This window comes from Jejuia spongiicola (genome assembly GCF_023502325.1).
GTDB classification, from domain to species: Bacteria; Bacteroidota; Bacteroidia; order Flavobacteriales; family Flavobacteriaceae; genus Wocania_A; species Wocania_A spongiicola.
On sequence record NZ_JAMFLZ010000002.1, the window covers coordinates 492,120 to 504,253 of the forward strand.

13 protein-coding genes are annotated in these 12,134 nt (G+C 30.8%); 8 read left to right on the top strand and 5 right to left on the bottom strand.

Translation table 11 applies throughout. The features are described 5' to 3' along the window. Nucleotides 1-12 precede the first annotated feature (12 nt). From lepB to M3P09_RS06085, 3 genes are all read left to right on the top strand, one after another. A complete protein-coding gene (gene lepB / locus M3P09_RS06075) occupies nt 13-693 on the top strand; it encodes a signal peptidase I (protein ID WP_249972419.1) in 681 nt (226 codons plus the stop codon). Beyond that, nucleotides 694-1,521 (top strand): orotidine-5'-phosphate decarboxylase, encoded by an 828-nt coding sequence (gene pyrF / locus M3P09_RS06080; RefSeq protein WP_249972420.1) that lies wholly within the window; start codon nt 694-696, stop codon nt 1,519-1,521. A gap of 64 nt (nt 1,522-1,585) precedes the next feature. Further along, nucleotides 1,586-2,398 carry a helical backbone metal receptor gene (locus M3P09_RS06085; protein ID WP_249972421.1) on the top strand — a complete coding sequence of 271 codons (813 nt, stop codon included), beginning with the start codon at nt 1,586-1,588 and terminating at the stop codon, nt 2,396-2,398. On the opposite strand, the gene M3P09_RS06090 is transcribed toward M3P09_RS06085, so the two are convergent. Beyond that, nucleotides 2,358-2,504 (bottom strand): hypothetical protein, encoded by a 147-nt coding sequence (locus tag M3P09_RS06090; RefSeq protein ID WP_158231470.1) that lies wholly within the window; start codon nt 2,502-2,504, stop codon nt 2,358-2,360. The genes M3P09_RS06085 and M3P09_RS06090 overlap by 41 nt on opposite strands. A 76-nt stretch (nt 2,505-2,580) precedes the next feature. Next, nucleotides 2,581-2,778 carry a Lacal_2735 family protein gene (locus M3P09_RS06095; RefSeq protein ID WP_249972422.1) on the bottom strand — a complete coding sequence of 66 codons (198 nt, stop codon included), beginning with the start codon at nt 2,776-2,778 and terminating at the stop codon, nt 2,581-2,583. Between the two features lie 177 nt (nt 2,779-2,955). Here M3P09_RS06095 and M3P09_RS06100 point away from each other — a divergent pair, with 177 nt between their 5' ends. After that, nucleotides 2,956-3,462 carry a hypothetical protein gene (locus M3P09_RS06100; RefSeq protein ID WP_249972423.1) on the top strand — a complete coding sequence of 169 codons (507 nt, stop codon included), beginning with the start codon at nt 2,956-2,958 and terminating at the stop codon, nt 3,460-3,462. Nucleotides 3,463-3,503: 41 nt separating this feature from the next. Here the strand turns inward: M3P09_RS06100 and M3P09_RS06105 are convergent, their stop codons facing one another. Together M3P09_RS06105 and M3P09_RS06110 are read right to left on the bottom strand one after the other, a co-directional pair. Further along, entirely contained in the window at nt 3,504-4,046 is a 543-nt protein-coding gene (locus M3P09_RS06105; protein ID WP_249972424.1) for a hypothetical protein, read from the bottom strand. Nucleotides 4,047-4,084: 38 nt separating this feature from the next. Beyond that, the gene (locus tag M3P09_RS06110) at nt 4,085-4,789 is read right to left on the bottom strand and encodes a DUF4197 domain-containing protein (RefSeq protein ID WP_249972425.1); all 705 of its coding nucleotides are present in this window, start codon (nt 4,787-4,789) and stop codon (nt 4,085-4,087) included. A 41-nt stretch (nt 4,790-4,830) separates the two neighbouring features. Here M3P09_RS06110 and M3P09_RS06115 point away from each other — a divergent pair, with 41 nt between their 5' ends. Both M3P09_RS06115 and M3P09_RS06120 read left to right on the top strand, forming a co-directional pair. Beyond that, complete coding sequence (locus tag M3P09_RS06115; RefSeq protein WP_249972426.1) at nt 4,831-5,787, top strand: MBL fold metallo-hydrolase; 957 nt, start codon at nt 4,831-4,833, stop codon at nt 5,785-5,787. Nucleotides 5,788-5,922: 135 nt separating this feature from the next. After that, nucleotides 5,923-6,999: a TlpA family protein disulfide reductase gene (locus M3P09_RS06120; protein WP_249972427.1), complete on the top strand. Its 1,077-nt coding sequence runs from the start codon at nt 5,923-5,925 to the stop codon at nt 6,997-6,999. A gap of 52 nt (nt 7,000-7,051) precedes the next feature. On the opposite strand, the gene M3P09_RS06125 is transcribed toward M3P09_RS06120, so the two are convergent. Next, nucleotides 7,052-8,149 (bottom strand): OmpA family protein, encoded by a 1,098-nt coding sequence (locus tag M3P09_RS06125; protein WP_099565627.1) that lies wholly within the window; start codon nt 8,147-8,149, stop codon nt 7,052-7,054. Between the two features lie 201 nt (nt 8,150-8,350). Here M3P09_RS06125 and M3P09_RS06130 point away from each other — a divergent pair, with 201 nt between their 5' ends. Together M3P09_RS06130 and M3P09_RS06135 are read left to right on the top strand one after the other, a co-directional pair. Then, nucleotides 8,351-11,785, top strand: a complete 3,435-nt coding sequence (locus M3P09_RS06130; RefSeq protein WP_249972428.1) for a methylmalonyl-CoA mutase family protein — start codon at nt 8,351-8,353, stop codon at nt 11,783-11,785. A gap of 204 nt (nt 11,786-11,989) precedes the next feature. Then, nucleotides 11,990-12,133 carry a hypothetical protein gene (locus M3P09_RS06135; RefSeq protein WP_249972429.1) on the top strand — a complete coding sequence of 48 codons (144 nt, stop codon included), beginning with the start codon at nt 11,990-11,992 and terminating at the stop codon, nt 12,131-12,133. Nucleotide 12,134 lies beyond the last annotated feature (1 nt).

Genomic DNA, 12,134 nt, shown 5'->3' on the forward strand with positions numbered 1-12,134 from the left:
AGAGGCTTTTTTATGAAGAAAATTGGTAGAAATATATTAATTGGCGTTGCAATTTTATTTGTGCTTTTAAAACTTTTTGGAGCTTTAAGCTTTTTTAATATCCCTTCTACATCAAATGAGCCGAATTTGAAATTAGGATCGCGGTTTATTGGATCAAATTTAGTGAAGCCTAAAGCTTTAGACTTTGCGTATTTTAAATTTTCTGATAGTTTAAGAGGTTATACAATTGTTAAAAGGCTAATTGCATTACCAAATGATAAACTTGAATGTAAAAATGGAATCATTTATGTTAATGATGTAAATATAGATGAAGGTTTAAATTTAAGATACAGGTATTTAGTTGATAAGGCTTTTTTCGAAACCCATATTAAAAATGAATTTACTAAAGACGAATCTTTTTATTTTTATGAAACTTATAAAGTAAAAGACTCAGTTTATGTGTTTCTAGATGAAGATTTTGCTGAAAATCTTCCAATTAAAATGAATCGTTCTTTAAACTACAATACAGATAATTTATCAAAAGATTTATTTTCAGGTGTTTTGGGTTGGGATGAAAATAATTTTGGCCCAATTTTTTTGCCAAAAGGCAAATACTTTTTTATGGGTGATAATAGAGATAATTCTTTAGATTCAAGATATAGAGGTTTTGTTGACGAAGAAAATATAAAAGGAACATTAATATTTCAATTTTAGATGACTACAAATCAACTAGTTCAAGAAATCAAAAAAAAGAAATCTTTTCTATGTATAGGATTAGATGTTGATTTAAATAAAATTCCTGAACATCTTTTACAAGAAGAAGATCCAATATTTGCATTCAACAAAGCCATTATTGATGCTACACATCATTTATGTGTGGCGTATAAGCCCAATACGGCATTTTACGAAGCTTATGGATTGAAAGGTTGGAAATCTTTAGAAAGAACAATTCATTATTTAAACAAAAATCATCCAAAAATTTTTACTATTGCTGATGCAAAACGTGGTGATATTGGTAATACGAGTACGATGTATGCTAAAGCTTTTTTAGAAGATTTGGCGTTCGATTCTGTTACGGTTGCCCCATATATGGGAAAAGATTCTGTTGAGCCTTTTTTGACTTTTAAAGATAAACATACCATCCTTTTAGCACTGACATCAAACCAAGGAGCTTTCGATTTTCAGACCAAAACTATTGATGGAAAGGAGTTATATAAGCAAGTTTTAGAGATCTCAAAAACTTGGGAGAATTCAAAAAACTTAATGTATGTAGTAGGAGCTACAAAGGCTGAATTCTTAGCTGATATTAGACAAATTATTCCAGAAAGTTTTTTGTTAGTTCCTGGAGTAGGGGCGCAAGGAGGAAATTTGCAAGAGGTTTGTAAATATGGTATGAATTCACAAATTGGATTACTTATTAATTCATCTCGCGGTATAATTTATGCTTCAAAAGAAAAAGATTTTGCAGAAGCTGCAGCTATAAAAGCTGAGGAGCTTCAAAAGCAAATGGCTGTTGAACTGGATTGCCATTCCAAGTCTTGAGAATAACGTGGGAGTCTACAAACGATTGTAAGATTACCGTAGAAAATTATAAACTTTCTTCACAATGGCAATACAAATCCAAGACCAACTAAACAGAGTGCTTCATTTTAAAAGCCTTCCTAAACGTATAGTGTCTTTAGTGCCTAGTCAAACCGAACTACTTGTCGATATAGGTTTAGAGAATAATATTGTTGGTATTACTAAGTTTTGTGTACATCCTATTCATTTAAAAAAGGAAAAGCAGATAGTTGGAGGAACAAAGCAAATTCATATTGATAAAATAGTAAGTTTAAAACCAGATATTATTCTTTGTAATAAAGAAGAAAACACTAAAGAAATTGTTGAAGCCTGCAAGCAAGTTTGTAATGTTCATGTGTCTGATATTTTTAATATAGAAGATAGCCTTGAGTTAATTAATCAATACGGAAAAATTTTTAACAAAAAGAAAGAAGCAATAAAAATTGTAACTAAAATTAATGAGGAAATTAGCGGGTTTAAAGCTTTTATTTTAAAGAAACCTACGTTAAAAGTAGCTTATTTTATTTGGAGAAAACCTTGGATGGTAGCAGCAAATGATACGTTTATTAATTATGTGCTGAATTTAAATAAGTTAGAAAATGTTTACACAACCAAAAAGCGTTATCCAGAAATTGAACTTATTAATGTGCCAATTAATAAAAGTGTAGATGTAATTTTATTATCGAGCGAACCGTTTCCTTTTAAAAACTCTCATAAAAGAGAATTGCAAGAGTTTTATCCCAATGCAACCATTGAGTTGGTAGATGGAGAAATGTTTTCTTGGTACGGGTCAAGACTTACAAAAGCTTTTGCGTATTTTAAAATGCTCCGTTTAAATCTTCAGAATAATGCACTTTAGTAGCATCATCTACAAAATTTGCAATTTTATTTTCTAATTCTTTTAAGCTAATTAATTTACTTAAGTTGGGCTTAATTTTACCAACTCTACAAAAATGTGGACTCATAACGTTCTTTTTTATATATAAAGTACGTGTATGTCAGTCTTTTAGATGTGATGGAAAAGTTAAAAAATTGCTAAATTTATATAACGGGTTGACTTAACTCTCTAGATAAATATTTTAACCTGTTAAGTTTGTTTAGAAGTTTTATAGCTCTGTATTCAGAAATATCACTTAAAGCAGAATCAGTTTGACGAAAATTATAAGCCTGCTCAACAAGTTCTTTATAGCGTTTGCTGAGTTTTGTTTGATTGCTTTTTATAATATCAATTCTGTCCATTTTACTATTTGAAAATCAAGCTATTAAAGATACATTTTTTATTTAAAAATAAAAAGTAGCTACCAACTATTTTTTTAATGAACTAATACAGATGTAATTATTGTAATGTTTTGTTAATATAGATTTATGTTTAATGAGTATTTAATAACTTTAAAACACTAACTAAACTATATTAACATGAAGACTTTAATAAATACAGTAGCGCTTTTATTTTTTGTGATCTCTAGCTTCTCACAGAATAACAATTGTGGGTGTTGTACCGAAAAACATTCTGAATTTGATTTTTGGATTGGCAATTGGAATGTAACTAATCCAGATGGAACAGCAGCTGGAACAAATAAGATTGATAAAATTCAAGATAACTGTATTCTTCGTGAAAACTGGACAAGTGCTAAAGGAAACTTTACAGGAACAAGCAACAATTTTTATAATGCAAAAACCAAACAATGGGAACAAATTTGGATTGATAATAAAGGAGGAAGTTTACATTTAAAGGGCAATAGAGCTGGTAATCAAATGATTTTAAAAACTGATGAGGCCAAAAATAAAGATGGGAACCCGTTTTACCATCGTGTAACTTGGACTTTAAACGATGATGGTTCAGTACGACAGTATTGGGAAACTATTACCAATGATAAAGATATTACTGTGGCTTTTGATGGGTTGTATAGGAAGGTTGAATAGTTGCTTCCTTTTTTAAAAAGTATTTTATTTTTGAATGTATTTTATTTACAATCAAACTGGACTTTTTTGTTTTTCCATTGAATCCAATATTCTTGTAACCCTTCTGGGGTAGTTTTTAAGTCGCTAATATTTAACTTATGGTCTTTCATTAAAGCCTTTTTTAACTGTAATTCCCTCTCAGATAGAGCTGGACTATGATTCCAACCACCAACATGATCGAAAGATGTATATGCATTACATTTTTCTTGAACAGAAATAAATGGAATAGATAATTTGTAAATAACATGCCCAGAGCCCATTCCTTGAGTCGTCATGTCGATTTTTGAAAAATCTACTTTTTTGTATTTTTTAGAGTTATATAACTCTTTTAATTTATTACCTACTACATTAGACATTTTATTAGAGAACTGGTGAGCAATGTCTGACCCATTTATAAATTCAGCTCCTTCGTAAAGTCCTTGACAACCATTCTCTGAGCATTTAATTCCAGTTTCTTGAGTGGCATTATATGCTATTTTTTTTTCAGACTTATTACAACTAATAAAGCATAAACTAAAAATTAGTAAAGTAATTATTTTTTTCATTTGTGTTAACTATAGTTAACTAGATATATAAATAACCTCTAATCTTGTAACGCAAAAACTTTCTTCAATAAATCAGTTGTTCTAGACGATAGTTTTGTACGTATTTCTTTTTCTTCAACAGCAATCATAGTGTAAACGCCTTTTAAAGCTTCTCCAGTAACATAATCAGTTAAGTCTGGGTTTACATTATTTGTAAAAGGAATGCTATTGTATTTGTTTATTAAGTTATTCCAAATTTCATCAGCACCAACTTTAGCAAACGAATTCTTTATAACAGGATTAAATTTATTGTATAAAGCGGTTTGAGTTTTACTCGTTAAATACTGCGTTGCTGCATCATTGTTTCCCAGTAAAATATTTTTAGCATCTGCAAACGTAATTCCTTTAACGGCGTCAACAAAAATAGGCGTTGCTTCTTTTACAGCATCTTCAGCGGCTCTATTAAGAACTTTTAAACCCTCGTCAGCTAATTTGCTTAAACCAATATCTCTAAGTGCTTTATCAACTTTTTGTAATTCTTCAGGTAATAATATTTTAACCAGTTCATTTTTAAAAAAACCATCGGTTTGCGTTAATTTAGTAACTTGTTTGTCTATACCAAAATCTAAAGCTTGTCGTAATCCAGATGCTATTTCGGCATTTCCAATACCTCCGCTTTGAGGTAATTGTTTCGCTATTTCTTGTAATTCTGCACAAGCAGTAAGGTTGAATATTAAGAAGACTGCTAAAAATTTACGAATCATAATTTATGTTTTATATATTTAACAAAGATATATTTTTACAAATGAAGTTATTTCAAATACTATGCCTAATATTTTGTGTTGCATTATTTAATTGTCAAGATAATAAAAAGGAAAGAGAAGGGGAGTTAATAGAAAAACCAACACAATATATAACAGTTTTAGGCATTGCTCAAGATGCTGGTTTTCCTCAAATTAATTGCAATAAAGATTGCTGCAAAGCTTTTTACAATGAAAAAGAATCAAAGAAATTAATTTCATGTTTAGGTTTGGTTGATTTAAAGACCAGCAAAAAATGGTTGTTTGATGCCACGCCTGATATTGCTGTACAAACCCAGCTACTTAAAGAAAATCATATAGATAATCATAAAGTTATTGATGGTGTATTTTTAACCCATGCACATGTTGGGCACTATACTGGGCTGATGTATTTTGGAAGAGAAGCTTTAGGCGGAAATGACATTCCTGTTTACGCCATGCCAAAAATGAAAGCTTTTTTAGAGAACAATGGACCATGGAGTCAGTTAGTAAGTTTAAACAATATTGATTTGAAACCTCTTAAAAACGACTCTACTTTGGTATTAAATTCAGAATTAAAAGTGACTCCTTTTTTAGTACCGCATCGTGATGAATATTCAGAAACAGTTGGTTATAAAATTGAAGGACAAAACAAATCAGCTTTATTTATTCCAGATATTGATAAGTGGCATGTTTGGAAACGAGATATTATTGAAGAAGTTAAGAAAGTAAATTACGCTTTTTTAGACGCTTCCTTTTTTAGAGATGGAGAATTGGACAGAGATATGAGTAAAATACCGCATCCGTTTACGGCAGAAACCACAACGCTGTTTGAAAATGAATCAAAGGAAACAAAAAATAAAATTCACTTTATTCATTTTAATCATACCAACCCTACATTAAAAGATAATCACAGATTAAAAGATAGTATTCAAAATTTAGGCTTTCGTTTTGCTAAAGAAGGTGCTATTTATGGGTTGTAGCTACTTAAAAAAGAAAGTATTTTTAATAAAATACTATTTTAGCATAATAATTGTTATATGTTTAATAAATGATTAAGAATTAAATAGATGCAAATTAAAAAACTCTCGATTTATTTATTATGTTTTTTATGTCCCATGATTTTTTTAGGACAAATAAAGGTTTCTGAAAAAATCCAAGACTCCTATATAACTACACAAGATGAAAACGCACTATATTTTATCGATTTTTGGGCCACTTGGTGCATGCCTTGTATTCATGTGTCTAAATATTTAGAATCTCTACAAAGACAATATCCAGATAACTTTTATATTCTGTCGTTATCACAAGAAAACCCAGAAGTAGTTAAGCGTTTTATGAAAAAGCATAAAATGGATTTAGCTATTGCAATTGATTATCAAGGAGAAACGTTTCAAAAAAACAATATACAAAGTTTACCATATGGTATTTTATACAATGCTAAAGGTGAAAAACTTTGGGAAGGCCACCCAGCAGAGTTTAAAGCACACCATGTCAAAAAGTTTTTAAGAGAAAATAAAAAGAAGATTGCAGTAGGTAAAATGTTTAAATCTCAATCTTATAAAAAAGAATTCGTTTCTAATACTGAAATACTCAAAAAGGATTTTGAATACTCAAAAATAAGAGCAGATAAAGTTGCAGAAATTCAAGCTATAAAAAAGCGTACACATATTGAATTACAAGGAACACTACAGGATATTTTGGCTTATTCATTTAATGTTTTTAAAGATCAGATAAAAATACCTTCGGCTTTAAATAAATCTTATAAAATGAGTTTTAAGCTTAAAAGTGATGCTTATTTAAATATGCCTAAAACTATTTTAGAAGCTTTAAAATTAAACCAGTTTAATTCTGAAACTGAAGGTGAAGCCTTGATTTTTAATTTGAAAAAACCAACGTTTTGGGATACTAGACAAATAGATTGGGGAACAGATTCGCAAGCTTTTTTAATTGGAGATTCTGATATACAAGCGGATAATGTTACGCTTAATCAAGTAAAATATCAATTGGCCACACTTTTAGAAACACCTATTGTAATTAATGAAAAGGATTTAGATAGTAAGCTGCATGACTGGCAAATACATTATAAATATTTCGATTTGATGGCATCTAGTTTTAAAGATAATTATGGCATTCAAATTGAAAAGAAAACTGTTAAATATCCTCAATATATAATAACAAAAAAGACACCTTGAGAGAAAGGTGCCTTTTAACAATCACAAACTATAAACTAATTAAATCCCTCTTTTAGTTTCCTAGTACTCTAAATTCTGTACGTCTGTTTTTTTGATGCTCAGATTCAGCACATTCAACACCATTAGAACAACGGTTAACCAATCTTGTTTCTCCATAACCTCTAGCAGTTAAGCGACTTCTTGAAATCCCTTTTGATACTAAATAGTTAACTACAGAGTTAGCACGTTGTTGCGATAAAGACATATTATAATCGTCATTACCTCTAGAATCTGTATGAGACATTAATTCAATGCTTACAGGCTTACTTTTAAGTAGTGGTAACAAAGTTTCATCAATAATTTTCTTTGATGCTGGTGTAATACGAGCACTTGCTAATTCGTAAAATATAGGTAAAACGTTAGCATCTAATAAACCACAGTCTACTTCTTCCCATGTTGTAATACCTCCTTTTTTAGCTAAAACAGTTCTAGTAACTGTTTGCATTTTTGCTGGTACAGTAACACTTCTTGTTGAAGCAGGAGTTGCAACTACTTGACGTTTGATGGTTTTATACTCTGCAGGAATATCTATTTGATCCATTCTAGCAGGTGTTTTAACTACACGTTTTTTGTATGTTGTTGGAATTTCTGCAACAGGAACATTACTTGTGTTAGCATCATTTGCCAAAGTTGTATAACTCACATCTCTAAACTGTGCTGGGTATTCAACAAAACATGCTACTACACAATCTTCTTTATTAGGAGAATCACAAGCTGTTTCTTTATACTCCCATCCAGAAGTTTTTGGATAGGTTTCAAAAGTTCTTGAGTTCGATCCAAAAGTAGCAGGGTTAATACTTAAATCTGTTCTTCCTTCTTTTTTAATATAAGAAACATCAACAGTTTCATAAACAGCAGGAACATAAACAAACTTTTTAGTTGCTTCTTTTACTAAAACAGTTTCTTCAACAGTTTTGTAAGTAGCAGGAACAACAGTTAATTTGTTGTATGCAGGATAAACCTCTATGGTTTCTTGAACATCCTTAAATTCGTCTTTTGTAATACATTTAACGTAACATTTTCCAGGTTCTGGATTGTCAGGTAAGCTTTGTGCCTGAGTAAATCCGATGCCTAAAATAAATGTTAGGCAAAAAAATAAATTTGTTTTCATAAAAATTAAAATTTAGTTAATGGTTATTTTTTCCACTGATTTTGTGACACGAGAAAAAAAATAAAGTCACATTTTTAGTTTTATAATTTTTAGATAACTTTAAATATTGAAGTTTTTAAAGCTTTAGATAATTCAATATAAATAGCGTGTTTTTTTGAATATTCCGTAAATTTGCTTCATAAAATCCAAGTTTCTTTAAGAATGATACAAGCAAAACCATATAGTCCAAAGTATAAAGTAAGAATAGTTACTGCAGCATCGTTATTTGATGGGCATGATGCCTCTATAAATATTATGCGCCGAATTATTCAAGCAACAGGAGTAGAGGTTATTCATTTAGGTCATGACAGAAGTGTTGAAGAAGTTGTGAATACTGCAATTCAGGAAGATGTTAATGCCATTTGTTTAACATCTTATCAAGGCGGTCATAATGAGTATTTTAAATTCATGTTTGACTTACTTAAAGAACGAGGAGCAGAACACATTAAGATTTTTGGTGGTGGAGGTGGTGTTATTTTGCCTTCAGAAATTAAAGATTTGATGGATTATGGAATTGCTCGTATCTATTCCCCCGATGATGGTCGCGAAATGGGATTACAAGGTATGATTAATGACTTAGTTGAACAATCAGATTTTGCAATTGGAGATAAATTGAATGTTAACGCTAAAGAGCTATCAAATAAAAATCCAAAAGCGATAGCACGCGTTATTTCTTCAACTGAAAATTTTCCAGAAGTAGCAAAAGAGACATTAGATAAAATTCATATAAAAAATAAAGCATCAAAAACTCCAGTATTGGGTATTACTGGTACAGGAGGAGCAGGAAAATCGTCTTTAGTTGATGAGTTGGTGCGTCGTTTTTTAATCGATTTCCCTGAAAAAACAGTAGGAATTGTATCTGTAGATCCTTCTAAACGGAAAACAGGAGGGGCTCTTTTAGGAGACCGTATTCGTATGAATGCTATTAACTCATCACGAGTATATATGCGCAGTTTGGCTACCCGTCAATCTAATTTGGCTTTGTCAAAATATGTTAATGAAGCTGTAGAAGTTTTAAAAGCAGCTGAATATGATTTAATTATTTTGGAAACTTCTGGTATTGGTCAATCTGATACTGAAATCATTGAACATAGTGATGTATCATTATATGTTATGACACCAGAATTTGGAGCAGCAACTCAGTTAGAAAAAATTGATATGCTCGATTTTGCTGATTTAGTGGCAATTAATAAGTTTGATAAACGAGGTTCGCTTGATGCTTTGCGTGATGTGAAAAAGCAATACATGCGTAACAATAATCTGTGGGATATTCCTCAAGATGAATTACCTGTTTTTGGAACTATTGCCTCTCAATTTAACGATCCAGGAATGAATACGCTTTACAAAGCGATTATGGATAAATTGGTAGAAAAAGCGCATGCTAATTTAAAATCGACTTTTGAGATTTCTAAAGAAATGAGTGAGAAAATTTTTGTTATTCCACCAAACAGAACACGTTATTTATCAGAAATTGCAGAAAGCAATCGGGCTTATGATAAAAAAGCGAATGAACAAGTTGAGGTGGCTCAAAAGCTTTACGGAATATATAAAACACTTGAATCTGTATTAGATATTTCGAGCAAGGAAAACCAATTACTTCTTGATAAATACGGACTAAATAATGATGAAATACTGAAACAAGTTAAGGATGGAAATAAAGACTTTACTAAACTATTAGTTGCAGAATTTGATCGTGTAAAATTAAATCTCGATCCTTACAATTGGGAAATGATTATTGGCTGGAATGAGAAAGTTAATAAATACAAAAACCCAATATATTCTTTTAAAGTTAGAGATAAAGAAATTAAAATTGAAACCCATACAGAGTCATTATCTCACATACAAATTCCTAAGGTAGCTTTACCAAAATATGAAGCTTGGGGAGATATTTTAAAATGGAATTTGCAAGAAAATGTTCCTGGTGAGTTCCCTTATACTTCAGGGTTATATCCATTTAAAAGAACTGGGGAAGACCCAGCAAGAATGTTTGCTGGAGAAGGCGGACCTGAACGTACCAACAGGCGTTTTCACTATGTTAGTGAAGGTTTACCAGCAAAACGTCTATCAACTGCTTTCGATAGTGTAACATTATATGGAAGCGACCCAGATTATCGTCCGGATATCTATGGGAAAATTGGAAATGCTGGAGTTTCTATTTGCTGTTTAGACGATGCCAAAAAATTATATTCTGGATTCGATTTAGCACATGTTATGACTTCTGTTAGTATGACTATTAATGGGCCAGCTCCAATGTTGTTAGGCTTTTTTATGAATGCTGCTATTGATCAGCAATGTGAGGTTTATATCAAAGAAAATGAGCTGGAAGACGATGTAGAAAGTAAAATTTCTAAAATTTATAAAGGTAAAGAACGACCAAAATATAATGGTGATTTACCTAAAGGAAACAATGGTTTAGGCTTAATGCTTTTAGGTGTTACTGGAGACCAGGTTTTACCAAAAGGTGTTTATCAAGATATTAAAACAAAAACAATAGCTCAAGTAAGAGGTACCGTTCAAGCAGATATATTAAAAGAAGATCAAGCGCAAAATACATGCATTTTTTCTACTGAATTTGCATTACGTTTAATGGGTGACGTTCAAGAATATTTTATTGAAAATAATGTTCGTAATTTCTATTCGGTTTCAATATCTGGATATCATATAGCTGAAGCTGGTGCTAACCCAATTACGCAACTAGCTTTAACCTTATCTAATGGATTTACTTATGTTGAGTATTATTTAAGCCGTGGAATGGACATTAATAAATTTGGTCCAAATTTATCATTCTTTTTCTCAAATGGTATCGATCCAGAATATGCAGTTATTGGTCGTGTCGCACGTAAAATTTGGGCAAAAGCCATGAAACACAAGTATGGAGCAAATGCTAGAGCTCAAATGCTGAAATATCATATTCAAACTTCTGGACGTAGTTTGCATGCACAAGAAATTGACTTTAATGATATTCGTACAACACTTCAAGCCTTATACGCAATCTATGATAATTGTAATTCATTACATACCAATGCCTATGATGAAGCGATAACAACTCCTACCGAAGAATCGGTTAGGCGTGCTATGGCAATTCAATTAATAATCAATAAAGAATTAGGTTTAGCTAAAAATGAAAACCCTATTCAAGGCTCTTTCATTATTGAAGAGTTAACAGATTTAGTTGAAGAGGCTGTATTGTTAGAATTTGATAGAATTACTGAGAGAGGTGGTGTTCTTGGAGCCATGGAAACGATGTACCAGCGATCTAAAATTCAAGAAGAGAGTTTATATTATGAAACATTGAAACATAACGGGAAGTTTCCAATTATAGGAGTTAATACATTTTTAAGTTCTAAAGGTTCTCCAACAGTTATTCCTGCGGAAGTAATTCGAGCTACAGAAGAGGAGAAACAATTTCAAATTAAAACATTAGAGAACCTTCATAAAGCCAACGATACAAAAGAGTTACTAGCAAATTTGCAGAAGAAGGCCATTAATAATGAAAACATTTTTGAAGCCTTAATGGATGTTTGTAAAGTATGTACTCTTGGAGAAATTACTTCAGCATTATTTAAAGTAGGCGGGCAGTATCGGAGAAACATGTAATTTTAATTTTTTTAACAGAGCATACTATTAATTGCTTAAAAATCAGACGAATGTAATCTGTCTGGTTGTTGTTTTATCGTGTTTTTTTACATAAAAAAACAGGTTATGGACGTATGTAAACCATTGAACTAAAATATTTTAAGAAATAGTAAAATTTTAAATTCTAAAAGTAAATTCATATCAAATAACCCAAATATATTAGATATGAAAACTACTTTAAACTACAAATTTAGAAGGAAGTCTGAAAACCATTTAGATTGGTTGATTAATATTATTAAATCTGAAAAGTATTATCTTATAGAAGCTAATATTATTAATACAAATCAAGGAAGTCAGTATTCATTATAAA